This window comes from uncultured Campylobacter sp. (assembly GCF_937981295.1).
Lineage (GTDB): Bacteria > Campylobacterota > Campylobacteria > Campylobacterales > Campylobacteraceae > Campylobacter_B.
The window spans coordinates 1-24,402 of record NZ_CALJPC010000056.1; the positions used below are offsets into that span (position 1 = coordinate 1).

At 48.9% G+C, this 24,402-nt stretch carries 19 protein-coding genes, 4 tRNA genes and 1 pseudogene; 14 read left to right on the top strand and 10 right to left on the bottom strand.

Annotated elements, in window-relative coordinates; all coding sequences use genetic code 11:
- Positions 1-78: 78 nt before the first annotated feature.
- From Q0135_RS04200 to Q0135_RS04230, 7 genes are all read left to right on the top strand, one after another.
- Positions 79-165, top strand: a tRNA-Leu gene (locus Q0135_RS04200).
- A gap of 16 nt (positions 166-181) precedes the next feature.
- A tRNA-Cys gene (locus Q0135_RS04205) sits at positions 182-255 on the top strand.
- 20 nt (positions 256-275) lie between these two features.
- The gene (locus Q0135_RS04210; protein WP_177387338.1) at positions 276-431 is read left to right on the top strand and encodes a hypothetical protein; all 156 of its coding nucleotides are present in this window, start codon (positions 276-278) and stop codon (positions 429-431) included.
- Between the two features lie 57 nt (positions 432-488).
- Positions 489-576: transfer RNA gene (locus Q0135_RS04215), tRNA-Ser, on the top strand.
- A 355-nt stretch (positions 577-931) separates the two neighbouring features.
- Positions 932-1,150: a hypothetical protein gene (locus Q0135_RS04220; RefSeq protein ID WP_297961709.1), complete on the top strand. Its 219-nt coding sequence runs from the start codon at positions 932-934 to the stop codon at positions 1,148-1,150.
- A gap of 213 nt (positions 1,151-1,363) precedes the next feature.
- Positions 1,364-4,105 carry a pitrilysin family protein gene (locus Q0135_RS04225; protein WP_297988528.1) on the top strand — a complete coding sequence of 914 codons (2,742 nt, stop codon included), beginning with the start codon at positions 1,364-1,366 and terminating at the stop codon, positions 4,103-4,105.
- A gap of 330 nt (positions 4,106-4,435) precedes the next feature.
- Positions 4,436-7,162 (top strand): TonB-dependent siderophore receptor, encoded by a 2,727-nt coding sequence (locus Q0135_RS04230; protein WP_297988530.1) that lies wholly within the window; start codon positions 4,436-4,438, stop codon positions 7,160-7,162.
- A 293-nt stretch (positions 7,163-7,455) separates the two neighbouring features.
- Here Q0135_RS04230 and Q0135_RS04235 read toward each other — a convergent pair whose 3' ends face one another.
- The 10 genes from Q0135_RS04235 to Q0135_RS04280 form a co-directional block, all read right to left on the bottom strand.
- Positions 7,456-8,220 carry a hypothetical protein gene (locus Q0135_RS04235; RefSeq protein ID WP_297988533.1) on the bottom strand — a complete coding sequence of 255 codons (765 nt, stop codon included), beginning with the start codon at positions 8,218-8,220 and terminating at the stop codon, positions 7,456-7,458.
- Between the two features lie 388 nt (positions 8,221-8,608).
- Positions 8,609-8,884 (bottom strand): hypothetical protein, encoded by a 276-nt coding sequence (locus tag Q0135_RS04240; RefSeq protein ID WP_297988535.1) that lies wholly within the window; start codon positions 8,882-8,884, stop codon positions 8,609-8,611.
- A 128-nt stretch (positions 8,885-9,012) separates the two neighbouring features.
- Complete coding sequence (locus tag Q0135_RS04245) at positions 9,013-9,324, bottom strand: hypothetical protein (protein ID WP_297988537.1); 312 nt, start codon at positions 9,322-9,324, stop codon at positions 9,013-9,015.
- A 20-nt stretch (positions 9,325-9,344) separates the two neighbouring features.
- The gene (locus tag Q0135_RS04250) at positions 9,345-9,671 is read right to left on the bottom strand and encodes a hypothetical protein (protein ID WP_297988539.1); all 327 of its coding nucleotides are present in this window, start codon (positions 9,669-9,671) and stop codon (positions 9,345-9,347) included.
- Between the two features lie 73 nt (positions 9,672-9,744).
- Positions 9,745-10,023: a hypothetical protein gene (locus Q0135_RS04255; RefSeq protein ID WP_297988542.1), complete on the bottom strand. Its 279-nt coding sequence runs from the start codon at positions 10,021-10,023 to the stop codon at positions 9,745-9,747.
- Positions 10,024-10,054: 31 nt separating this feature from the next.
- Positions 10,055-11,008 (bottom strand): Dyp-type peroxidase, encoded by a 954-nt coding sequence (locus tag Q0135_RS04260; protein ID WP_297988544.1) that lies wholly within the window; start codon positions 11,006-11,008, stop codon positions 10,055-10,057.
- A 232-nt stretch (positions 11,009-11,240) separates the two neighbouring features.
- Positions 11,241-11,328 (bottom strand) — tRNA-Ser (locus Q0135_RS04265).
- Between the two features lie 417 nt (positions 11,329-11,745).
- Complete coding sequence (locus tag Q0135_RS04270; RefSeq protein ID WP_297988547.1) at positions 11,746-13,203, bottom strand: efflux transporter outer membrane subunit; 1,458 nt, start codon at positions 13,201-13,203, stop codon at positions 11,746-11,748.
- Positions 13,190-16,348: an efflux RND transporter permease subunit gene (locus Q0135_RS04275; protein ID WP_297988549.1), complete on the bottom strand. Its 3,159-nt coding sequence runs from the start codon at positions 16,346-16,348 to the stop codon at positions 13,190-13,192. The genes Q0135_RS04270 and Q0135_RS04275 overlap by 14 nt, the downstream gene beginning before the upstream one ends.
- Positions 16,348-17,475, bottom strand: coding sequence for an efflux RND transporter periplasmic adaptor subunit (locus Q0135_RS04280; RefSeq protein ID WP_297988550.1), 1,128 nt, complete (start codon positions 17,473-17,475; stop codon positions 16,348-16,350). Before Q0135_RS04280 ends, Q0135_RS04275 begins: the two co-directional genes overlap by 1 nt.
- 174 nt (positions 17,476-17,649) lie before the next feature.
- Between Q0135_RS04280 and thiD the strand changes: the two genes are divergently transcribed.
- The 7 genes and pseudogenes from thiD to Q0135_RS04315 form a co-directional block, all read left to right on the top strand.
- A complete protein-coding gene (thiD, locus tag Q0135_RS04285; RefSeq protein ID WP_297988551.1) occupies positions 17,650-18,792 on the top strand; it encodes a bifunctional hydroxymethylpyrimidine kinase/phosphomethylpyrimidine kinase in 1,143 nt (380 codons plus the stop codon).
- A 584-nt stretch (positions 18,793-19,376) separates the two neighbouring features.
- The gene (locus tag Q0135_RS04290) at positions 19,377-20,528 is read left to right on the top strand and encodes an MFS transporter (RefSeq protein WP_297988552.1); all 1,152 of its coding nucleotides are present in this window, start codon (positions 19,377-19,379) and stop codon (positions 20,526-20,528) included.
- A 109-nt stretch (positions 20,529-20,637) separates the two neighbouring features.
- On the top strand, positions 20,638-20,829 hold the full coding sequence (locus tag Q0135_RS04295) for a DUF1440 domain-containing protein (protein WP_297988553.1): 192 nt from the start codon (positions 20,638-20,640) through the stop codon (positions 20,827-20,829).
- A 291-nt stretch (positions 20,830-21,120) separates the two neighbouring features.
- A pseudogene (locus Q0135_RS04300) lies at positions 21,121-22,533 on the top strand (tannase/feruloyl esterase family alpha/beta hydrolase).
- 21 nt (positions 22,534-22,554) lie between these two features.
- The gene (locus Q0135_RS04305) at positions 22,555-23,037 is read left to right on the top strand and encodes a hypothetical protein (protein ID WP_297988556.1); all 483 of its coding nucleotides are present in this window, start codon (positions 22,555-22,557) and stop codon (positions 23,035-23,037) included.
- A gap of 273 nt (positions 23,038-23,310) precedes the next feature.
- Positions 23,311-23,793: a flavin reductase gene (locus Q0135_RS04310; protein ID WP_297988559.1), complete on the top strand. Its 483-nt coding sequence runs from the start codon at positions 23,311-23,313 to the stop codon at positions 23,791-23,793.
- Positions 23,794-23,902: 109 nt separating this feature from the next.
- Positions 23,903-24,402, top strand: a 500-nt coding sequence (locus Q0135_RS04315) for an SDR family oxidoreductase (protein WP_297988561.1), incomplete at its 3' end; no start/stop codon positions are given.

Consider the following 24,402-nt stretch of genomic DNA (forward strand, 5'->3'; position numbering starts at 1 on the left):
CAACCTTGCCATGGTTGATGTCGCGAGTTCGACTCTCGTTTCCCGCTCCATTTTACATTCTGTTTTTGTATTAAACGTGCCCGGATGGCGGAATCGGTAGACGCAAGGGACTTAAAATCCCTCGGAATTTTTTCCGTGCCGGTTCAAGTCCGGCTCCGGGCACCACCTAATAAGCCAGCGCGGCGACATAGCCAAGTGGTAAGGCATGAGCCTGCAAAGCTTTGATCCCCGGTTCGAATCCGGGTGTCGCCTCCAGATCCTAAAAAGGAGTTATTATGAGATACATACTAGCGGCTCTTTTGGCATTGATGGTTTTTAGCGGGTGCTCTAATACTTGGCACGGCGTAAAAGAGGATTCGCACAACGCGGCTCAATGGACCAAAGAAAAGGTTCACAACGGCGCTGAGTGGGTCGGAGAAAAAACCGAATAAATTCTACGCGCAGGTCTTGTCTACGCGAACTTTCGGCGGGGTCCACCCGCCCTTAATCGGGAGATGGCTGAGCGGTCGAAAGCGGCGGTCTTGAAAACCGTTGAGGTGAAAGCCTCCTGGGGTTCGAATCCCTATCTCCCGGCCATTTTAATCTAATCCGAAATTCCATTTTAACTTCAAAATTTCACATTTTATTTATACTAATTTTCATTTAATGCTCTTTAGGCTAAAATTTTATCTCGTAGCAAGCGGTGTGGGCGGCAGCTCGTGCGCGCGCCAAATGTTATACGGTGGTAGGTGTCAAAATATGCCGAGGAGCTTTTAGTAGGTTCGTATTAAACTCGAGTGCATTGCGGCCGTATTGATGGATGAAGCATCGGAAGTTTTTTTGATCGATCCGTATTAAAACAGCGTGTAGTAAGAGTAAGGCGATGTCAAATTTAAACATTCGCCCGTCCGGATATAAAAGCGGTCGTGAAAGCTAGCCGCGGAATTTAGCTATGAAATTTCAAAGCCTAGTAGTCCGCCGCGTTCGGCGTAAAATTTTAAAATTTACCGGCTCGCGCTTTTTAAATTTAGCCTGTGTGCAAGTAAATTTCAAAATTTATCTTGCGCGACCGCGCCGCCGTATCGCCGCGCGGATGTGTAGATCAAGATCAAATGCGCCTGCGGACTTCTGCGATAAAATAAACGATAGAAGCCGCGCAGCGCAAACCTAGAATCGATATGCTCGTGAAACAAAGCGGGACTGGCGCAGCGAACAGGCGGGTTAAAAGTTGGCAAATTTAAGAAATATCGCAGGCTGACGGGTCGAAGCGAGCAAATCTAAAAAATAGCGCAGAATAGCGCAGGCGGGCAGCTTGATAGGGCGAAAGAGAAAAGTCTGCAAAAATATCTGCGAGCGAATTTTACTAGAAAATTGAAAGGCTTAAATGCGAAAAATTTTACTATTTTTACTGCTTTGTGCGGGAGCTTTTGCGCTTGAGTGGGACGAAGCCGTCCTGCGAGGATCGCTGCCAAACGGGCTTAGATACTATATTTTAGAAAATTCCGTGCCTAAAAATTCCGCCGTTTTTTATCTCATCGTGGATGCGGGCTCGATCGATGAGGGCCCCAATGAGCGCGGGCTTGCGCATTTCATCGAGCATATGTCCTTTAACGGAAGCCGCGATTTTAGCAAAAACGAGCTCATCAAAAAACTGCAGAGCCTGGGCGTGAAATTCGGCGCCGACGTAAATGCGCAGACGGGCTACGACAGCACGATCTACACGCTCAACATTGCCGTTAGCGAAGAAAATTTAAAGGACGTTTTTAAAATTTTTGCTTCGATTGCGGACGGAGTGGAGTTTAATCCGCTTGAGCTCGTAAAAGAAAGAGGCGTCATAATCGAGGAGGCACGTAGCCGCGATACGCCGATCGCGAGGCTTTACGAGCGGATGGATGAGGAGCTTTACGGCGGCAGCGCGTATTTTGATCGCGCGCCGATCGGCGATATGGCGGTCGTAAAATCCGTAAGCGCGCAGCGAATCAAGGAGCTTTATCAAAAAATTTACCAGCCCAGGTCTATGAAATTTATAGCCGTGGGCGATTTTAAAAGGGATAAAATTTTAAAACTGCTAGAGCAAAATTTTTCGCCTCTTAAAAATACAAACTCCTACGCCCGCCCGGATATGGGCATTCCGCCTAGACAGGGTTTGAAAATTTACAATTACGATACGAACGAAACGTCGCTAAATTCCGTCAAAATTTCGTTTTGGGAGGAATTTGCGCCCCCAAGTAGCGAGGAGAATGCGAGAAAAATTTTAAAAAGCGAGCTTATCTCGAGCCTCATCTCTACGATTTATGAGAGGGCAAAAGCTAGCGAAGGCGCGCTGCTGCGAGTTAATTTTTCCAGATCGAATTTGCAGTTTCAAAAAACGATCTATAGCTTTGACGTTGCCGTTTTGGGCGGAGACTTTGACGGCGCGATCTCGCAGGCGCTCGGGCTAATCAAAGGTCTGCGAGATAGCGGCTTTGATGCGAGCGATTTCGCCCTTGCGAAGGATGCTTTGATCAGCTCGCGGTACAGCACCTTTGAGCGCAAAAAAAGCGCGAATTCCGCGTTTTTTGCAAGAGAGATTCTTCATGCCGTAAAATCAGGAGCCGTCCTGCCTCGCGCCGCAAAACAGCGTGATTTGGAAATAAAGCTGTTGCGCGAGATCAGCCTGGAGGAGCTAAATTTAGAATTTAAGCGCCTGACGGATCTGGGCGAGGTGCACGCAAGCGTCTTTAGCGGCTCCGGATATAATCTGGACGAGGCTAAATTTAAAAAGCTGCAAAGCGGCGCTAAGGCGATAAATACGCATGCCGCGCATAAAAAGCTGCCCGATAGTTTGATTTCTAAAAACCTGCCTGAGGGCAAAATTTTAAGCAAGAGCTTTGAGCCGCGATTTAAATTTTATACCTACCTGCTTGAAAATAACGCGACCGTGATCTTAAAGCCGCTTAAGACGCGCAAGGATTTCATCTCGTTCGCCGCGGTAAGCAGAGGCGGAATGTCTAATCTGGCGCATCCGGGGCTCGGCAGTTTTGCCGCGATGCTTGCAAACGAAAGCGGTGCGGGCGAGTTTAACAATTATGAAATTTCGCAAATTTTAAGCGGGCGGCAGGTGAATTACCGCAAAAATATATCCGCGTTCTCGCACGGATTTTACGGAAGCTGCGGCTCGCAGGATCTAAAATGGCTGCTGGAAGCGATAAACTTGGAGCTTAGCTCTCCGCGCACGGACGAGAAGGCGCTGGAAAATTTAAAGATCAAATCGCTCGACGAGCTTGCGCGAAACGAGAAGCTGCCCGGGTATAAATTTAGCAGGGAATTTAGCGAGTTCTTCTACGGCGGCAATGCGCGAATGCGCCCTCTAAGCGCCGCGCAGATCAAAGCGCTTAACGCGGATGAGCTAAAAAAGATCGTCTATGATAAATTTAGCAACGCGGCATCCTACACTTTCGTGCTTAGCGGCGATTTTGAGTTAAAAGACGCTGAAGTCCTCATAAAAAAGTATCTGGCGAGCTTGCCTGCTCGCGGCGAACGCGAGGATTTTCAAGACGACGGAATTCGCAGCTTAAGCGGACGGCACGTTTTTATGCGCAACTATCAAAACTCCCCTAGAAGCGACGTCGCGCTTACCGCGATAAACAGATCCGCTCCGTACTCGCTTAAAAATACGATAAAAATTTCAGCCCTAGCTTCGGTGCTTCAGGAAGCGCTTAGAGAGCGCATTAGAGAGGATGAGGGGCGCACCTACGGCTTTTCGGTCGCTTCGAGCCTAAGCCGCATCCCGTACGAGCACTCGAGCCTTCATATTTCGTTTTCCTGCGCGCCGCAAAATACGGATCAAATTTTATCCGCAATTAGAGAAATTTTTGCAGAAATCGCAGGCGGCGGATCGGACGTAGCGCGGCATCTTGAAAATTTTAAAAAATCCCAGATCATCACGGCGCGTACCGCTCGCGAAAGCCCTGAGTTTTGGAACGACGCGCTCGTAAAATACGCGCTTTGGAATGAGGAGATCGCCGATTTTAAGACCTTTGAAAAGATCATAAATTCCATCTCGCCGAAGGATATCGCGGAGGCGGCGCAGACATATATTTTTGACACCGATGAAACCGTGAGGATAAATGCGCCGAAATTTTAACGGGCTCGGCGTCTTTAAATTTTACTCGGGAAAATTTACTAAGCGCGTTTAAATTTAACGGCGCTTGCACGGCAAATTTCGGCTTCGTAAATTTATACAATTTAAAAACGAACTCAAGAATAAAGCTCAATTAAATCTATCTGCATCGCGCATAGATTTTAGATAAATTTTATTTTGGAATAGATTTATCTCGCCGATATACCGCTATTTTGTTACATTTTTTCTATTATTTGCATAAGTCGTATAATTGTTATCACTTTTATTGAAATTTAAAATATTATTGGCTAAATTTTCAAGGTCTTAATTTTTATTTTCAAAAAAGGAGAAAAAATGATTGTCGGTTTTTGGGCCTGTAAGCCATGTGAAAGCGGCGCAGGCCGCAATTATTCCGCTTCCGTAAAAGACGAGAAATCCACTCAAAATCGCTGCGGGGGGGGGCTTGCACGCTCCTTAATAGTCGCGGCGTGTCTTTGCGGCCTAAGCATCGCGCAGGATTCGTCTGAAAATAACGTAACAAGAAGCGTTGCTACCAAAGGAAGCTCGGAGGCACGAAGCTCGGCTGCGACGACAAATAGTTATAAATTTCCCGAAATAGTAGTCGTCGGCAACATCGACTCGAGCCTGACGAGCGTCGGCGATAGCTATGGCGGTACGCAAAAAATAAGCAGGACGATGATCGAGTCGATGCCTAGCGGCAACGGCGACTTCGTGCAGCTTCTGCGCACCAATCCAAACGTACAATTCAGCTCCACAAACCGCCAGAGCACGACGCTAGGCGAGATCAGCCCCGCAAATATCAGCATCAACGGCGCGAAGTATTGGCAAAACAACTTTATGCTTGACGGCGCGAATATGAATAACGATCTCGATCCCGCTAGAAATCCCGGCGGCAATCCTACGCGCTTTGGGACGTTTGATACGATGAATTCCGTTTCGCAAGGTATGGCGATCGATAGCGATTTTTTACGGAGCGTCGAAGTGCACGATAGCGGCGTCTCCGCCAAATACGGCGGATTTACCGGCGGTGTAGTGGAGGCCAAGACGCGAGATCCGCGTGCGGGCTTTCACGGCAAATTTTCGATGCAACACACCGAGGATAGCTGGACTAGGTACCATATCTACGGCGATGAACAGAGCTTTGAAAACTCCGCTACGCCGCTAAATCAGCCGAGATTCGATAAGTGGATCACTAGGTTAAATTTAGAGGGCACCGTTACCGAGGATCTGGGCTTGATGTTCGGCTACACCAACACTAGAAGTAAAATTCCGCTCAAGGCTTACGACAGAAGATACAATGCCGATACGACCATCACCGAGCGAGTTCAGAGGCGAAATATTGACAACTACTTTCTAAAAGCGCTTTGGTATGCAAGCGACCGCTTAACTATCACGCCTAGCGTAACCTACGCGCCCGAAAGAAACAAGATGTTTAACGACCACGTCAAAGACTCCTACGCCGATATGAAATCGGGCGGTTTAAATTTAGCGCTTAAAACCGACTACGATGGCGATTTTGCTAGATTTAATCAAATTTTATCCTACAGCAAGCTGGAGAGTTCGCGCGATGCAGAGAATGAATATTATAGGGCTTGGCAATACTCAAACGTAAAGAATTGGGGCAGTAAAATTTTATCTGCTTCGGCGATAGAGGGTGGCTTTGGGGATCTCGATCAGACTCAAAAGAGCCTTTCATACAACGCGGATCTGGAGTTTAATGAATTTGATCTCGGCGGCAGCAAGCATAGATTTATCACAGGCTTTGAGTTTAAAAAGCAAGAGGCTAAATTTAATGTAAAAAAAGAGTTTATGACCGCTGGCGGAATAGCACCGCTACCTGCGGGCGTAAATGCTTGCGATCCTGATGATGAGCTCTGCTCGATAGACGATTCTTTTGCGAGGCGTGGTAGAAGCGGCCAGTTTTTTACGCGAAAAAGCTATTACAAGGGCAATACTAAGGTAGATATGAAGAGCTTGGCGGTTTATCTGGAGGATGAGATAAAAATCGGTGATCTTACCTTGCGACCGGGCGTAAGATTAAATAGGGACGATTATATGAAGCAAACGACTGCGGCGCCGAGATTTAACAGCTACTACGATATTTTCGGCGACGGCGATTCGATCATTAGCTTTGGCGCAAACCGCTACTACGGACGCAACCTCTTTACCTACAAATTAAGAGAAGGTCGAGAGGGTCTCGCCACTACCTACACGCGCCCGCGCAATGCTTATACGCAAAACTGGACGCAGTTACCCAAAGACCCATCTCTAACTAAATTTAACGAGCTAAGGGTGCCTTATGAGGATGAGCTGGTATTCGGGGCAAAGCAAAAGCTCGGGAATTTTGAGTTTTTCGGCAAATATGTAAGCCGCAAGGGTAGGGATCAGATCATCAAATCTACGCGAAGAGATCTAGGTCTAGCGCCGAATCCGAACTACCAAAGCAACTACCAGACCTTCACCAACGACGGCAGAAGCGAAAATAAAATTTTAACCTTCGGCGTTAAAACGATCGAGGATTATGAGGCTTTCGGCACGCTAAACGGCTTTGAGCTGGGCTTTGAGCATATCAGAATGAAGACTAATAACACCATTTATGATGAGAAGCTTGATAGAGAAACGCTTGAAGATGAAAAAATCGTCGAATACGACGGTAAGCTGATGAGGCTATCGGAGCTTCCGGCGCAGGACTATGCTAGGCCTTGGACTGCGAGCCTAAACATCATCACGAAAATTCCAAGCTACGGTATCAGCGTGAATAACTTCCTCTCGTTTAAAGGCTCGCAAGAAGCGATCGCTCGCACCGGCAGGACGCCTGCGGGCAAGTATCCTGCTAGATACGATAAATACGAAAAGGTAAATCTCGGCAAAAGCTACAGCTGGGATGCGCGCATCGGATACGCTAAAAAGATGGCGGGCGAGGTGGAATTTTTTACGAATTTAGACATTTACAACGTCCTAAATAAGCGCAACAAAGCAAGACTTAGCAGCGACACCTCGCTCGATCTAGTCTATGAGGCGGGCAGGCAGTTTTGGCTGGAAGCGGGCATTCGGTGGTAGCGTGAGCTAAATTTGCGGAGCTTTTCAAATTTCAGGGCTCCGCAAAATTTCGTGAAATTCTTTGAAATTTACGGCGTTTTGCGAAGTTTCAAATTTCACGCCTTTAAATTCCCGCCGTATGCCGCAAAGCCGTAAAATTCCACACCGCACTCCATAAAATTTTAGCGTGCGCAAGTCGTAAAATTTTAACGCACGCGAAATTATAAAATTTGCGCCCAAATTTAACTTGCAACCAATTTAAGGAGCCGAATGGCTTTTTAAATTTTAAAGCCGATATCGCTTAATAGGCTCTTTCATTGAAATATCACAAACTGCTTTTGAAATTTTGACGGACTGATCTGCCGATAATTTAAGAGATAATAGCAAACCCTTTCAAAGTCCGCCGCGCTCATCATAAAACTGATAAATTCGCCCTTGCCGTCATAGATGATCAAAGTATCGATCGCACGAAAGCTAAATTTCCCCTCCGTGATCTTTGAAAAAATCAGTTTGGCTATGAAAAAAGGCAAAACCAATGCCGTCAGGCTCATAGTAAAAATTATAAATCCTCTAAGGCTCTGTAAAAATCCGGCGAACGCTATACCTATCACGATGAACGAAAGCACAATGCCTGCGGAATTTCTAGCCGGCACGATATGTCCGAATAGCGGCGTGGCGGTGAGCTTCATGAGCGATATCTCATCAAATTTTATAGATTTCGTGATTTTGCCCTTGTTAACGTAGTTAATGCTCCTGTTCGTCAAATGAACAAAGCGCGTATGGGCGCTGTTGAGATAGGACACGACGGCGAATACTACAGGAACAAACGGCGTATAGTATGGGAAAATATCGCCTATATACAGAAACACCGGTACCGCCAAGGGAGCGAAGAATAGGTTATAAATAAAGAATACTATTATGTTGTAGTCTTTTACGACGAGGGGGTTATTATCAAATTTCGGCGGATTTCGGCGCTCGGCGCCGTTTTGTTCAGGCTGCCGCGACTTCTGCGATTCGTCTTTTAAATTTTGCATTAAATTTACTCCCGTTTCAAAATTCGTCGCTAGCAGCTCCGGCATTTTGCGCTGTTAAATTTAGCTTTTGATTTCATCGTCAAACAGCGTGCTTTCATTCGCGTTATCACTTTTTAGCTTAAAATTTTAAATCATACGGCGGTGCCTACGCGTTTGCGCTGATATCGAGCTCGCTGCGAAAATTTAAATTGCCCTCCTGCAAACGCTCCGCGCTCGTACAAAGCTGTAGCCTGCCCAGACTCGGCGCACCCATCGCTATCTCATGACCTTCAAATCCCGCATTAAATTTGCCGTTCGCGTCGCACGCCTTAGCGATGCAATCCCAAGCAGAGCCTGTTTGCGTCCTTTCAAAATTTTATTTCGTTAAAATTTGTCCGTGCCACGTATCGGTACCGCGTGCGCTTACCGCACCGCCGCATAAAATTTCGAGGTCTTATAGTTCAAAATCAAAGCAGTAAAAATCATCCGCCTCGTCCCAAAGCTCTTCTAGTGAGCGTCCGTCTATCTGCAGCGCGGCGTAGAGTTCCCGCAGCGTGACGAAATACCACTCGCCACTCGCGTTTGCACCCGTCTCGTCCGCGTATCTTTGAAATGAGCAGCGATCCGCATAGGTGATGATCAAGTATTGCGCGCCGTGCAGGCGAAAGCCAAGCTCTGGCTCGCCTATAAACTTGCGCGATGGGGCGTTAGTCTCGAAGCATGCAAGCAAAAGCTGGGCTCGGGCTCGCCGCCCTCGGCTACGCATTTTAGCAGCATTTGCTCTATAGTTTCAAATGAGTAGTCTGACATTTCGCTCCGATCTTAAAATTTTATCGCCGCCGCATATCGCGAGCCGTTTTACTCCGCCAAAAACTCGAAGCGCTCGATCATATCCAAAAGCATATCGGCTCTGCAAATTTCATCGTCCAGCAGGTCATCGTATTGATCTCGCAGTCGCTCGGCGTCCTGCGCCACGGGCTCTAGATGCTCCCTGGCCTGCGCCGGTTCGCCCTTCATCACGTAGTATTCGCCCAAGATCACGCGAGCTCGCGTCTTGCTAACCTCGTCGCCTTCTCCTTCTACCGCTGCTTTTAGGCTCTGCACACCGCCCTCCTCAAGCCCCCGCGAGAGCTGCATTATAGCCTTGTTTAAGTAAAGCTTCGCATCCATTTTCGCTCCTTAGTTAAATTTCATCTGAAATAGTAGAACAAATTCCCGCCGTACTCCAGATCCACGAACTCCTTGCTGTCAAAATAGAGCTTAAATTTCATGTGGCTCAGGTATTTGGCGTCCTGCGCACGCTCTATCAAATTTCTTATCAGCCGCTCTATCTTTTCGTTACTTTCGCCGCGCGCCGCGTCCTGCCTCGTGAAATAAAAAACTACGGGCACGTCGGACGCCGTCGCGATATACCAAATTTTAAGCGGCGCCAAAAGCTCGTTTCGGTTTCGCAGCAGCTCCGCTACGGCGCCTTGGATCAGATCGGTGCGGATCTGCGACTCGAAGGACTCGATCAAGATATAAAAATTCTTTAGCTCGTTTAGCTTCGCGTAAAGCGGCGTGCGGGTGAGATAGCGCTTGATGCACTTTTTATCGCGGCGTATGCGGACAGGATGAGAGACGGCGTGCGGTGAGATAGCGCTTGATGCACTTTTTATCGGTGATTTTTGCGGCGTCTTTATCGAAGCGAAGCACGATCTTAAGCCACGCTGAGTCCTTACTCGCGCCGTAAAACGCGCTGATAGGACGAACCTTAAATTTAGCGTTTATAAACTCCAGTAAGCCGCTGATATTTTCGCTGTTTACGGCTATATTTTCTATGATCTCTTTACAGCGTCTGCTCTGATACGGGCTTAGATCGCAAAACATCGCGCGCCTTTAAATTTAAAGTGATTTAAATTTAGCCCGCATCGTAAGCCTCGAGCATATCGAAAGTCGGAGCGAAAAAGAGCGCGCCCGTCTTTGCGGTGCTGAAATCCAGTAGGCGGTCGTAGTTGCCCCGCGGGCGGCCGATAAACATACTCTCAAGCATCAGCTCCAGCGTGCTAAAAGTGCTTGCGTAGGCGATGAAGTAGGTTCCCGTTTCGCCGCCTTGCACAAACGGCATATTGCCGCGCACGACCTTTTTATCGTCGCCGACGTTGGCTGCGGCGGAGTGCGAGTTGCTAGGTTTTATCTCCTCGCTCATTTCGATATCGTTTTGTTTGCTACGCCCGATGACGCGCTCCTGCTCGGCGACGCCCGCGGCGTTCCATGCGCTCATATCGTGGATATATTTCTGCACGAAAAGGTAGCTGCCGCCCTTATACGCCGCATCCTCGTCGCCTACCTTGGCGAAAAAGTCGCGATCTGCGCCTTGCGGATTTTCGGTGCCGTCCACAAAGCCGATGATAGCGCGCCCGTCGTAGTATTTAAAGCCGCAGATCTCCTCCTCGCACGTCGCGACGTCCTTTAGCGCGGCTCTGATCTCGCTTGCCATATCGTAGCAAACGGCTTGATTCCCCGCTCTGATGTGGATATGGATATCGCCTCCAGTAGCGGGCGCAGCGTGTTTATCGCCCCTAATCTCTTCGAAATTTTTTAGCTCCTTCGGCAAAGGCTTCGGCAAGCCGAGCATTTTCCACGCCTCAAAGCCCACGCCGAGCACGCAGCTTGTTTCGCTAGCCGCACCGAATCTCGTAACGGCGGTTTTGTTTAAATTTATCACCAGAGCGCAAAGGCCCTCGAAAGCCTTTTTGCAGGCGGTTTTGTCTACGTTAAAACGCCAGATCATAAACACGGTGTTGTTGCCGGGCGCGTCGGTTACGTTTTGGGATTTGACATGCGCACAGGCGCAACTTTTTTCTTCACTCATTTTTCTCTCCTTTAAAGTGAAATTTTAAAAGGAATTTTAGCGCAATATCGGTAAACGGCGGGCGTAGAGATAGAATTTAGGTGGCTTTCTGGTTTGATTTTAGGCGGAGGAAATTTTTATCTTTGATCGTTAAATTTACGACGGCGATGGAATTTGGCTTTAAATTTATAAAATTTGCGCCGAGTTGAAAAGCGAAATTTTAGAGTTTTGCGGGGATGAAATTTTAAGATAATGGCAGATGGGAAGGGATTCGAACCCTCGAAAGCTTGCACTTTACACGCGTTCCAGGCGTGCTCCTTCAACCGCTCGGACACCCATCTAAATTAAAAGTCGTGATTATAGCGAAAATCTAAAATTTTGCCAAATTCCGTTTTGGCGCGCAATCCGTTTTGCCTTTAAATTTAAAACGCGGCGCTTAGAATTTTACCGCAGCGCCTGGAATTTTATCGCGCTGCTTGGAATTTCTTTGCAGCGATTAAAATTTCGCCGTACCGCTTGGAATTCTGCCGCGCCACTAAGCCAAGCCGCTTTGCACTTCCTAGACGAGCGGCGATTTTACCTTGCTGCGGCCATTTTAAAATTTAGATTATCTTTGAAATTTGGATTTGCCGCCCGCCGCAGGGCTAAATTTAAAAAGCGCAAGCAGATTTTTTAACGATCCGCTTGCGCCGTAAAAGCCGAGCTGCGCTTTAAATTTACGGCTATTTTAAAATTTTGCGCCGCCCGTAAATTTAAAGCTAATTAAAAATTCTATCCTTCGGGAAGGTGGACATATTGGGCTGCACGTCCTGCTCGGCGCCTAAAAGCGCCTTTATTTCGCTATCTTCTATACTAAAGCCGCCGCCGAGCGCCTTGTAGGCGTTTACCGTCGCGCTTAGCACGTCAAGATCTGCCTGCACTTTATTTAGCTGCGCGCTAAGCAGGTTTCGCTGTGAATCCAAAAACTCCAGATGGTCGCTGTAGCCCGTCTGATACCTGCTTGAGGCGTTTGAATAAATTTTGCTCTGCGAAGCGACGAGATCGGCGAGGCTTGCTTGCCTCAATTTGGCGTTTTGCACGCCTACAAGCGCGTCGCGAACGTCGCCGAAAGCGGTTTTAAGCGCTTTGTCGTATGCGATGAAGCTCGCGTTTTGCTCTAAATTTGCAAGCTCTACGCGCCTTTTTTGGCGGCCGAAGTCAAGCAGCGGCCCTACGAGCGAGCCGCCGATATTCCATGTACTTGCGCTTGCGGTAAACAGCCTGTCAAACTCTCCGCTTGCGTATCCCGCCGAGCCCGTAAGCGAGAAAGTAGGGAAGTAGCCTGCCTTGGCGACGCCCACTAAGAAGTTGCTTGCACGCAGATTTTCGAGCGAGCTTGCAACGTCGGGGCGGTGCAGGATCACGTCGCTTGGGATTCCGCTTGGAATTTGCGGAGCGCTAGGCATTTTCGCGGCGGTCTGCGGAGCGCCGCGTAAAATTTCATCGTAGCTCTTGCCCGTTAGGATATTTAGCGAAGTTTGAGCTGCGGAGAGCTGATTTTGCACGCTTATGAGGCTCGCCTCGGCGCTTTGGACCGCAGCTTTGGCTTGATAAAATACGATCTCGCTAACCGCGCCCGCATCGAGCTGCTTTTTGCGGTAGTTTTGCGTATCCTGATAGCTTTTTAGACTATCTTTTAAAATTTTCTCCTGCTGCTTTAACGCTAGTAGCGTAAAATAGGTCGTCGCAACCGTGCTAGTAATCGTGTTTTTGGCGGTTTCGTAGTCGTATTTCGTCGCATTAAATTTGGCCTGTGCCGAATCTACGCTGTTACGCACGCGTCCCCAAAAATCGACCTCGTAGCTTAGCACCGCGCCGATCTGATACGAGCCGTGGGAGTTGCGATCGGGTCGGTTGCCAAAATTATTTTGACGCACTGCGCTGCCGTTTAAATTTACGTTCGGCAGGTATCCGAGCTTGTTCAGCCCTAAATTTACCCGCGCGTATTCGACGTTATTTAGCGCGGTTTGCAGGTCGGAATTTTGCTCCAGCGCGCTTTGGATCAGGGCGTCTAGCTGCGGATCGTTAAAGCTTTTCCACCACTGCGTGCTAACGTTCGTGCTCGCGTAATCCGCCTTAAAGCCGGTCTGTTTTTGCGGCGTAACGGGCTTGAAGTTGCAACCGCAGAGTAAAATTCCAAGCGTCAAGGCGCTTAAAAGAGCATTATTTATTTTCATCGTTCACCTCGTTAGTTTGGACTTTTTTGCCGCGTCTATCAAGCCAGGCGTTGAAGCTTTCGAGCAGGTAGAAAAACAGCGGCACGAAAAAGATCGCGATCGTAGATGCCGCGAGCATTCCGCCTACGACGCCGGTTCCTAGCGCATGGCGGCTAGCAGCGCCTGCGCCAGTAGCGATAACCATCGGAAGCACGCCGAGGCCGAACGCAAGGCTCGTCATCACGATAGGGCGAAACCTCATCTTGGCGGCCTCTACGGCGGCCTCGGCGATAGGGCGGTGGTTGTTTAGGTGCTCGTTCATCGCAAATTCTACGATCAAAATCGCGTTTTTCGCCGCCAGACCGATTAGAAGCAGCAAGCCGATCTGAAAATATATGTCGTTATTCAGCCCGCGGAAATATGTAAACACGAGCGCGCCGAATACCGAAAACGGCACGGCGGTAAGTACGGCAAGCGGCATGAGCCACCTTTCGTATTGAGCCGCCAGGATCAAAAACACGAAGATCATTCCGAATACGAATGCCTGCGCGCCCTTGCCCGTCTCGCTGACCTCTTGATACGCGGAACCTGCCCAGCCGATCGAATATCCGCTAGGAAGCTCCTCTTTTATAACCTCTTGTATCGCTGCAATCGCCTGACCCGAGGTGTAGCCCGTATTTGGCTCACCCATAATCTGCGCTGCCGGGAAGGCGTTAAATCTATTAACGGAATCAGGACCCAGCGAGCGCTCAAGCCTCACTAAAGAATTTAACGCGATCAGATCGCCGCTGCCGCTGCGGACGTAGAGCGATTTTAGATCGTTAGGATCATCTCTATAGTTTTGCGTAGCGCGGATATAGACCTTAAACGTGCGGCCTAAGAGGTTAAAGTCGTTGATGTAATACTGCCCGATGGTAGAATTTAGTACGGTGAAAATGTCGGCTATCTTAACGCCTAGCATTTTTACCTTCTCTTTATCTATATAGAGCTTATACTGCGGGAAATCGGTATCCAGCGTCGTTCGAACGAGCTTTAAAGCGGGGTGTTGATTGGCTTTGGCAGTTACGCGATCCATATCGGCGCGAATTTCATCGTAGCTCTTGCCCGTCGTGCTTTGCGCGTAGAGCTCAAATCCGCCCGTAAGCGAAAGACCCATAATAGGCGGCGGCGTGACGACGTAGGTCATCGAGTTGCGATCCGCGCCGTAGAGCTGCCCGTTTAGCGCGGCAGCTAAGGCGAAGTTGGAATTTTCATCACCCGGGCGATCTTTCCAGTCTTTTAGCTTCATAAAAAAAGCTCCCGCATTTTCTCTAAGCGCTCCGGCTAGCATATCGTATCCCGTGATTTGGGTTATATCTTTTACGTTTGGATACTTTTTAGCGATGTTTGCGATGAAATCCTGATCGGCTTCCGTTCTAGGCAGCGTAGATGCAGACGGAAGCGTAGTCATCGCCATAATCGAGCCTTTGTCTTCGTTAGGCACTAGGCCGCTCGGAGTAAGCTTAAGAAGCTCTATCATTGCATAGATGATGATACCTACAAAAACGAGGCTGATTAGTACGTGGCGAAGAACCATGCCGACGCCTGCGGCATAAATTTTAGTTGAGATGCTAAAAAGATTATTAAACCATCTTATAAAGAAAAAAGGCTCAGATTCCTTTTTTTGCAAGATTAGAGCGCAAAGCGCGGGCGTTAGTGTAAGGGCTACGAAGCCTGAAAAACATACCGAGGCTACGAGCGTTAATGCAAATTGCCTCTGCATAACCCCGGTAAAGCCCTCCATAAACGCAACCGGCACGAAAACCGCTGAGAGCACGAGCACGATAGAGATGACGGGCGCTACGATCTCGCCCATCGCTTTTGTGGTAGCCTCTTTGACGCTAAGATCCGGCTCCTCGTGCAAAATTCTCTCTACGTTTTCGATCACGATAATGGCGTCATCCACGACGATACCGATAGCTAAGATGAGCGCGAAAAGGGTGATTAAATTTATCGAAAATCCGAAGGCGTAAATTCCGATAAACGCGCCGCAGATCGATACGGGCGCAGCAAGCGTCGGAATGATCGTCGCTCTAAGGTTGCCTAAGAACATATACATAACGATGATGACGAGGATTAACGCTTCAATGAAAGTATGAATGACCTCTTCGATCGATACTTTTACGAAGCTAGTCGTATCGTAGGCGACGTCGTAGGTCAGCTCGCCTGGGAAATTCGGTTTAAGCTCGTCTATGCGCTTATTTACCGCTTCGACTACGGCTAGAGCGTTGGCGCCACTTTGCATAAAGATAAGCACAGGCACCATTTCTTTACCGTTAAATTTCGCCGAGATATTGTAGCTTGCGCCGCCCAGTTTGACCTCGGCGACATCTTTTACGCGCAAGAAATTCCCATCTTTTTGCGCACGTATGATGATATTTTCAAACTCTTCGACGGTTTTTAAACGACCCTCAGGCTTGATCGCATATACGTAGGGATTGCCTAAGTTCATTGGCTGCTCGCCCATCTTACCCGCGGCGTATTGGCTATTTTGTTCGCTTATCGCGGCGATTATCTCGGCAGTCGTAACGTTAAATTTCTTAAGTAGCTCGGGCTTTACCCAGATCCTCATAGCATAGTCTTTCGTACCCAGCGCTTGAGCTTCGCCGACGCCCGGCACGCGCTTTAGCTCATCTACGACGTTGATAGCTACGTAGTTTTGCATCTCTACGACATCCATCTGTTCGCTAGGATCGTAAAACGCAAGCACTTCGAGCATCGTACTGCTGCGCTCGGTGACGGTTACGCCATAGCGGCGCACTTCGTCGGGAAGTAGCGTAAGAGCTGGCGTGACGCGGTTGTTTACATTGACTTTCGCATCTGCTGGATTTGTGCCGATTTGAAAATATACGTTGATACGAACGTCGCCGGAGGAGCTTGCTGAGCTTTCCATATAAATCATATTTTCAACGCCATTGATCGCATTTTCAAGAGGGGCTGCGACGACGTCGGCGATCGTTTGCGCGTCCGCGCCGCTATATGTAGCGCTTACGACGATTTGCGGCGGCGTGAGTTGCGGATACTCCTCGACGGAGGAATTTTTAAGAGCCAAAACGCCCGCGATTACGATGATGATCGAAACGACGCAGGCAAAAACGGGGCGGTTGATGAAAAATTTAGAAAACATTATTTCCCGCTTTCCGCATTGCTCTGAGACGCTTCAGGCTGTCCCGCTACGTAAGGATCGGTGCTTGCGGGTACGGGAGTGACCTTGGAGCCCACGTTGATCTTTTTAAAATTATCCAAAATGATCTGATCGCCGTCTTGTAGCCCGCTTGAGATCGTCGCCGTGCGGGTATCTTGAGCCGTGATTTTGACCACTTTTTTAGCGACTTTTCCGTCTTGCACGACGTAAACTATGGTGTTGCTAAGGTCTTGCTTGAGCGCAACTTGCGGAATTTTAAAGCCGTTTTTCTGATAAAAGCCCTCGACGCTTACTTTGGTAAAAATTCCAGGGCGAATTTCTAAGTTTGGATTTGGAATTTGAGCTTTGGCGCTGACTGACGCGGTGTTTGTATTGATGACGCTATCGATAAAGCTTAGCGTGCCATTGTAGTCTTTGCCGCCGAGATTTATGCTTACCTGACGTCCCAGCTGCTTCCACTGCCCGTTTCTTAAATTTGCATCAAGCTCCAGTCTATCGACGTCTGCGATGCCGAATTCCACGTCGATCGGATCAAATTTAGAAAGCCTAACCAGATCCTCGCCAACATTTACGTATGCGCCTACGTCCTTTTGCGTATCGCCCGCCATGCCGTCAAAAGGCGCGGTCACGAGCGAGTGGTCAAAATCAATCTTGGCGCTTTTAAAATTTGCTTCGGCCACCATAAACGCGGCCTTTGCGGTGTCGAAATCCTTTTGAGAGATCGTGTTGCCGGCTTTTAGCGCCTTGGCTCTTTTGTAGTCCGCCGAGGCGCTTTGAAGAGTAGCGTTTGCGCTGTCAAACGCCGCTTGGTAGCGCGAGCGGTTGATCTCGTAGAGCACGTCGCCCTTTTTGACGCTATGACCAGGCTCGAAAAGCTGCTTTTCGATGGTGCCCGAAACCTGCGGTTTTAGCATTATCTCAAGCTCGCTTACGGTCTGTCCGTTAAATTTTAAAATTATCGGCACGTCGGCGGATTTTGCCGTAAATACGCCGACCGGCAGCGCAGGCATCTCATCGCCTTGCTTCGCGTCTTTATCTTCCTTTTTTTCAAAATAGGAGCAGCCCGAAACTAAAAACGCTGCGAAAATCAAACTGGCGACTTTTTTCATATAATTTCCTCTAATTGGGTTAAAATTTTGTATTTGTAATAGTTATTACGAAACGAACGTAGATTATAATAAAAACTACATAAAGAAAACTTAAATTTAGCCCGTAAAATAATCTACCGAGTGGAATTATAGCGGAATTTCGATATAATCGCGCTAAAATTTTAAAGGCTTTTTATGAGAAAAATTCTTACTATCGCGGGTTCTGATAGTGGCGGCGGCGCGGGCATCCAGGCAGATATCAAGACGATCAGCGCGCATAAGATGTTTGCCATGAGCGCTATTACGGCGATTACGGCGCAAAATTCGCGCGGCGTATTCGGCGTGCTAGATGTTTCGCCAGATTTTGTGGAGGCACAGCTGGATGCGATTTTTAGCGATATCTTTCCGGACGCCGTTAAAATCGGAATGATCTCCAATGAGGGGGTTGCTGAGGCCATCGCAAAGAGCCTGAGCAGGCACGGCGCGAAAAACGTCGTCTTAGATCCCGTGATGGTCGCTACCAGCGGCGGAGTTTTGATGAAAAAAAGCGCGCTGCATGCGCTAAAATACAAGCTCGCCCCCGCCGCAGATATAATCACGCCTAACGTGCGCGAGGCCGAGGTTTTGGCGGAGATGAAAATTTTAAGCTTAGCAGGTATGCGCGCCGCAGCGGTTAAAATTTCGCAGTTTTTCGGCGGCGCGATTTTGATTAAAGGCGGCGATCTTGCGGGTGCGAGCGCGGCTTGCGGCGCGACTTGCATTGCGGCGGAAGCGGATACGGCGGAAGCGGATACGGCGGAAACGGATACAGCGCGAAATTTTAATGCTTCGCAGCGCGAAGCGAGCGAAAATGGCGCACGTGAAAATTCTGCGAGTTCGACGAAGAGCGCAAATTTCGCGGCTGAAAATTTTACTAGCGAATGCAAAATTTTAACGGCGAGCGCGGAGCCCTCTTTTGAACAAAATTTATCCGCAGCGCCTTTAGATGACGGCTTTAAACTAAGCAGCGAGGGCGAGGATTCGAGAAATTTAGCGGTTGATATTTTGTACGAAAACGGCAAATTTTATGAGTTTTCCGCGCCTAAAATTTCTACGCGTAACACCCACGGCACGGGCTGCACGCTCTCAAGCGCGATCGCGTGCGCGCTGGCGGCGGGGCTTAGTCTGCCTGCAGCCGTTGCCCATGCCAAAGGCTTCGTGCGTAGGGCGCTTGGCTGGGGTGAGCAGATCGGGCACGGATGCGGCGCGATAGATCATTATTTCACGGTCCAAGATCCCTTCGGCGCGGACTTTGGCGGATCTTGCGCGAATGAAATCAAAATCATCGCCCCGGATTAAAATTTCAAGCGCTCATTGAAATCCCTGCATTCGTAAAATTTCAAAATTCCGCTGCTATTAAATTTAACCTAGCGGCACGAGATCGTCCGAATGGCTCGTCGCGACTTGTGATAAACGGCGGGATTGCGCGGCTAAAAAGCGTGCGCTACGGGGATATGCGCACTTAAAATTTTAGTTGATTTTTAGGCATCATAATCCGCGTAGAATTTTAAAGAATTTTTGAATTTTATTGTAGGGTTCGCGTTGCAAGTTAGGGCTTTCCTTATTTGCCTTATGCTATAGCCCTGCTTCGTGGCATTGTTAAATTTGCGTTATTTCTTATAGGTCTTTATACGCGAAAAAAGTGGATTATAAATATAAGCTAGTCATGCACTCACTGCTCACGTTACTACCTGCCTTCGCCCCTTCAAGGTAGATGCATCATTGTATGCCGACCATTGCGCTATACTTGCCGCAGCATTGCGACACCGCTGCGAATTCGCGATCCATGCCTGTCGTCTCATATTCGCTGAGCTTACTAAAATTCCAAATTTTCTAGCAAAAGAGTTATAATGGCTAAAATTACGTAAATTTAGGAATTTAAAATGCGCTGCAAAAAAGGACTACTACCCTTAATCATCGCCTCGGGGACAATCTCTGCCGCAGATAACTGGATCGCATCCCTACTGCTACCTAGCATCGCAGATACGTTTGGGGTGCAGGTAAGCGCAGCCTCGACAGTTTTGACGGCATATCTGATCCCCTATGGCTTACTTCAGCCGGTTTACGGACATCTTAGCGATCGCTACGGCAGAGGTAAAATTTTAATTCTGCTAATGCTCTTTTTGGCGATATTTACGCTTCTTTGTTCCACTGCAAAAAGTCTAGCGTGGCTTGTTTTATTTCGTTTTTGCACGGGATGCGCGGCAGCGGGTATAATCGCCGTCTGCCTCGGCGTTATAGGCGATGCATATGACGATAAGGATAGACAAAAAATCGTAGCGATATTTCTAGGCTCGGTATTTTTAGGGCAGGGACTGAGTGCAGCTTTAGGCGGGTGGGCGGTGGCTAGATTTTCTTGGAGGGAGATATTTTTAGCCTTTTCTGCGCTGTCTGCAGTATCTTTCGTATCACTATTTACGCTAAATTTCAAAGACGCTCCGAAAAGCGGAGGCGAGAGCTTCGTAAAATCCATAGCTAGCTTGCGCGGCGATGCTGCGCTTTTGAGAAGCTATTTTTTGGCTTTATGTAATGGCGTAATTGTGCTCGGGGCGTACTCATTCATAGGCGCTTATCTACTTAAAAAACTGTGCTTGAGCTCAAATTTCGCCGGAGCCTGCCTTATGCTTTACGGCGTCGCTTGCTTTTTGGCAGGAAACGCTGCTAGATATTTAAAAGAGAAGTTGCCGCCAAAAAAAATTCTATCCCTCGGCTTTTTAGCGTCCGCTTCGGCGCTGTGCCTTTTGGCGAGTTGCTTCGCTGCCACCGCATATGTAGGGACGTTTTTGCTGGGATTCGGCTATGTTTGCGCGCAGTCCGTCCTAGCAAGCGCGGCACTTCGTTGTGGCTCCGCCAAAGGTCTATCCTCCGGGATCATAGGCACGGCGATATTTTTCGGAGGTGGTATCGGTACTGCCGTAGGTGGTAAGGCGCTTGAATATTTAAGCTACCAAGGGCTATTTTGCGGCTTTGCTGCGTTAGCCGCCGCGCTGCTGATTTTTTACCGTGTAAGCTTTAAGGGCACGCGAGAAATTTAATGCTTCGCGAAAATAGCAGAATTTAAAATTAAGCACACTTCGCTACCGAGAAATTTCCTAAAATTACGCTATTTCAGGGCGTCGCATTGGCATCGTCGTAAATATCGCAGTGCATTGCATCACGCTGCCGCTTTTAGGACTTACACCACCGATTTTTCAGCTTCCGTGGTATGAGTTCGTTTCGGGATTTTTTGGGCACGTGGTTTGGTTTTGGGCGATCGAAGTATTCCGCCGCGATCCACGAAACCGCTTAACCGACGAGCCAGATTCTGCGGATCGCCAAAGTACTTCGTCCCTTTAATTAAAATTTGAAATTCCGCATGGCTCCGCTAGGAATTCCATAATTTCTCAAATACGCTTGAAATTCACGATAAATTTTTATGTTAAAATTATGATTAATAAAATTTCAAAAGGAGCGGCAATGAAATATAGAATTCTAGTTGCAACCTTTACGGCTGCTCTGGGCTTGCAGGGAGCGCTTGCGAGCGATTTTGACGAGCAGGCTTGCGCGGCGCTAAAGGGCACGAAAATTTACGATACAAAGATTAGCGAAGCGATCTGGAATCAAAGCGGCGAAATCGGCGCCGATAAGATGTCTGCGCTAACGGGAGGCGCTAAAAAGACGCTAAAAGCAGCGCCGCACTGCATAATTCACGGCGAGATAGCCTCGCGTACGGGCTCGGATGGCAAGCATTACGGCATAAAATTTGAGCTGCGCTTGCCAGGCGACTGGAACGGCAAGCTGCTATTTCAGGGCGGAGGCGGTTTGGACGGCTTTGTAGCACCGGCTCTTGGCGCCGTGCCTATCCGCACTAGCACCGCAACGCCCGCGCTTATGAGGGGCTATGCGGTCGTCACGACCGATTCGGGACATCCTACGCCTACGCCCGAGTTTGGGCTTGAGCAACAGGCACGGTTAGACTATGCCTATCAGGCTATCGGCAAGGTCGCGAGCGTCTCAAAGCAGCTGGTTTTTGCGACGTATAAAAAAGCACCCGCGCACAGCTACTTTATGGGCTGCTCAAACGGCGGGCGCTCGGCTCTGATGGCGGCGCAGAGGTATCCGCTGGAATTTGACGGCGTAATCGCGGCAAATCCGGGTTTTAGGCTTTCGCGCGCGGCGATCGCGGAGCAGTGGGACAACCGGTAGCTTATGAAGATCGCGCCTAAAAACGCCGCAGGGGATAAAATTTTTGCAAACGTCCTTACGCAGGAGGATTTGGATAAGCTAAGCAGGGCGGTTTTAGATAAATGCGATGCGCTAAACGGCCTAAAAGACGGAATCATCGGCGCTTGGGAGCGTTGCGAGTTCGATCCCAGCGGACTTGATCTGCCCAAAGATAAAATTTCTGCGATAAAGGCGATATTTGACGGCGCAAAAAACAGCAAGGGCGAGCAAATTTACAGCGGCTGGTTTTACGATGCCGGAGTAAATCAGCCCGGCTGGCGCATGTGGAAGCTTGGCGACTCGCAAACGGCAGAGCCAAATGCTAGAAATATCGTACTCTCAAAGGGTTCGATGAATTATTATTTCTTGACGCCGCCGCAACCGGAGTTTGATCTGATGAGCTTTGATTTTGATAAGAACGTAGAGCGAACATTTGAAACCGCGGCGATAAACGATGCGATTTCGACCAAGCTAGATAGCTTCCGCGCTAACGGCGGTAAGCTCATCATTGTAACGGGCGTTTCCGATCCCGTATTTTCGGCGATGGATCAGCGCGATTGGTTTAAAAAGCTAGTGGAAATGAACGCGAATGCGGACGAATTTGCGCGATTTTTTGCACTGCCTGGGATGAATCACTGTGGCGGCGGTAACGGCATCGATGACGTCGATCCGCTAAGCGCGCTTGAAGCGTGGCGCGAGCAGGGAACGGCTCCATCTAGCCTGCTAGGCAAAAGCACGAGCCGCGCCGGCAAGCAGATCCCTATCTGCGCGTACCCAAAAGTCGCTACCTACGTAGGCGACGACGAAAATAGCGCGAGTAGCTTTGAGTGCAGATAAAATTTATTTAAAGGAGTAAAGATGAGAGGTAAAATTTTAATCGCGGCCTTTGCGGTGGCGCTTTTGTGCGGCTGCGCGGCGCACGACGCAAAGCTAGGCAAGGATACGAGCGCAATGGATAAGAGGGGCGAAGGCGCGGCTGCGGACTGCGGCGCTAGTGAGGGCGTCTGCAAGGTACCCGCGGTGCAGGGGCCGATGATAGGCAGCGGCACGGATGAGCACGGCTGCTTGGTTGCCGCGGGGCAGAGCTTTTCAAAGATCAAGAATGGCTGCGTGCAGGTTTTTGACGTCGCGGACGTGAGGCTGCACGATCCGGATAACGCTACGCTTGCGATCTACGGGATATTTTCCGCGGATAAAAGCAGAGTAGAAATTTTTTGGGCGAGCTTGCCGCAGAGCGAAATTTTAAGCAAAGTTAAGGGTGGCTGCTACGTCTCGAAGGACGGAAAAATTTCGCTGCTAAAAACAAAAAGCGGCAAGGGCTATAAGATCCACAGAAAATAGCGGGTGAAATTTTAAGCCCGCTAAATTTCGCGCGCCGCGGAGAAATTTAATCCAAGCGCGCCAGGACTTAGGCCGGCTTAACAGGCTAAGACGTAAATTTAGAGCAAATTAATACCGAGCCGATTCGGTTATTTGCGGTATCTGCCGCTGATAAAATTTAATCAAAGGAGCAAAAATGGCTATCATCAAAGTAGATCTACAAAAATCATACCGTATCCTAAACCCGGGCGCGACCACACTCGTATCGGCCAAATACGATGCGACGTCAATGCAATGGCGATAACGTGGGTGCAGGCGCTTGACTACGACAAAGTTACCATCGTGCCGCACAATGGCTCATGCGCGGGGACGCTCATCGAAAAGAGCGGGTATTTCGCCGTGCAGATCCCCACGGCCGCGCAGGCGGAGCCGCTTAGCGAGCTAGGCGCCGAAAACAACTCGCGCTTTGATAACGCGGACAAGATGAAAAACGTGGAAATTTTTTATAAAGATGACTCCCGCGTACCGCTGATCGCGGGCTGCGCCGCATGGCTCGTTTGCAAGCGTATCCCCGAGCCTCATAACGAGCAGAGTTATGATCTTTTCATCGGCGAGGTCGTCGCGGCGTATGCGGACGAGCGGATATTTGACGGCGGACGCTGTCTGTTTGAAAAGATCCCCGACGAGTTAAAGACGCTTCACTACGCCGCAGGCGGTCGGTACTATCTAGACGGCAAAGTGGTAGACACCAAGCGCACGCCCATAAGCGGCGAGTAAACCGCCTTGCAAAATGCCGGCAAATTTGTAAATTTAAGACGAGCGGACGCATGAATACGCGGCGAGCTTCGGTAAAATTTCAAACTGAAAAATCTAAAAAGGATAGAAAATGAAAAAATATATCGTCATCACTGGTGCAAGTTCTGGTATCGGAGCGGCTGCGGCAAAGGCGTTTGCTGGGCGCGGAGAAAATTTGATCCTAATCGCGCGCAGAGCGGAGCTGCTGCAAAGCTTAAAGGACGAGATCGCGCAGATCGCGCCCAAATCGGACGTCGTTATTAAAATTTGCGACCTTGCGCGCAGCGAGAACGTCCTAGCACTTTGGGACGAGCTAAAAAGCTACGAGCTAAAGGCGCTCATCAATAACGCGGGCTTTGGTGACTACGGAGCCGTAGGAGAGCAAAATTTAGATAAAACCGAGCAGATGTTGCAGCTAAACGTCGTCGCGCTTACGCTGCTTTCTAGTCTATTTGCGCGAGATTATAGGTATAAGCCCACTCAACTCATAAATATATCTTCTGCAGGCGGCTACAGCATCGTACCAAACGCCGTGGCCTACTGCGCGAGCAAGTTTTTCGTAAGCGTCTTTACCGAGGGCTTGCACCGCGA

Excerpts from the sequence above, each read along its gene's own strand:
- Q0135_RS04210 (WP_177387338.1), top strand. The coding sequence starts at position 276 with ATGAGATACATACTAGCGGCTCTTTTGGCATTGATGGTTTTTAGCGGG.
- Q0135_RS04220 (WP_297961709.1), top strand. The coding sequence starts at position 932 with ATGAAATTTCAAAGCCTAGTAGTCCGCCGCGTTCGGCGTAAAATTTTA.
- Q0135_RS04225 (WP_297988528.1), top strand. The coding sequence starts at position 1,364 with ATGCGAAAAATTTTACTATTTTTACTGCTTTGTGCGGGAGCTTTTGCG.
- Q0135_RS04230 (WP_297988530.1), top strand. The coding sequence starts at position 4,436 with ATGATTGTCGGTTTTTGGGCCTGTAAGCCATGTGAAAGCGGCGCAGGC.
- Q0135_RS04235 (WP_297988533.1), bottom strand. The coding sequence starts at position 8,220 with ATGCCGGAGCTGCTAGCGACGAATTTTGAAACGGGAGTAAATTTAATG.
- Q0135_RS04245 (WP_297988537.1), bottom strand. The coding sequence starts at position 9,324 with ATGGATGCGAAGCTTTACTTAAACAAGGCTATAATGCAGCTCTCGCGG.
- Q0135_RS04255 (WP_297988542.1), bottom strand. The coding sequence starts at position 10,023 with ATGTTTTGCGATCTAAGCCCGTATCAGAGCAGACGCTGTAAAGAGATC.
- Q0135_RS04260 (WP_297988544.1), bottom strand. The coding sequence starts at position 11,008 with ATGAGTGAAGAAAAAAGTTGCGCCTGTGCGCATGTCAAATCCCAAAAC.
- Q0135_RS04270 (WP_297988547.1), bottom strand. The coding sequence starts at position 13,203 with ATGAAAATAAATAATGCTCTTTTAAGCGCCTTGACGCTTGGAATTTTA.
- Q0135_RS04275 (WP_297988549.1), bottom strand. The coding sequence starts at position 16,348 with ATGTTTTCTAAATTTTTCATCAACCGCCCCGTTTTTGCCTGCGTCGTT.
- Q0135_RS04280 (WP_297988550.1), bottom strand. The coding sequence starts at position 17,475 with ATGAAAAAAGTCGCCAGTTTGATTTTCGCAGCGTTTTTAGTTTCGGGC.
- thiD (WP_297988551.1), top strand. The coding sequence starts at position 17,650 with ATGAGAAAAATTCTTACTATCGCGGGTTCTGATAGTGGCGGCGGCGCG.
- Q0135_RS04290 (WP_297988552.1), top strand. The coding sequence starts at position 19,377 with ATGCGCTGCAAAAAAGGACTACTACCCTTAATCATCGCCTCGGGGACA.
- Q0135_RS04305 (WP_297988556.1), top strand. The coding sequence starts at position 22,555 with ATGAGAGGTAAAATTTTAATCGCGGCCTTTGCGGTGGCGCTTTTGTGC.
- Q0135_RS04310 (WP_297988559.1), top strand. The coding sequence starts at position 23,311 with ATGGCGATAACGTGGGTGCAGGCGCTTGACTACGACAAAGTTACCATC.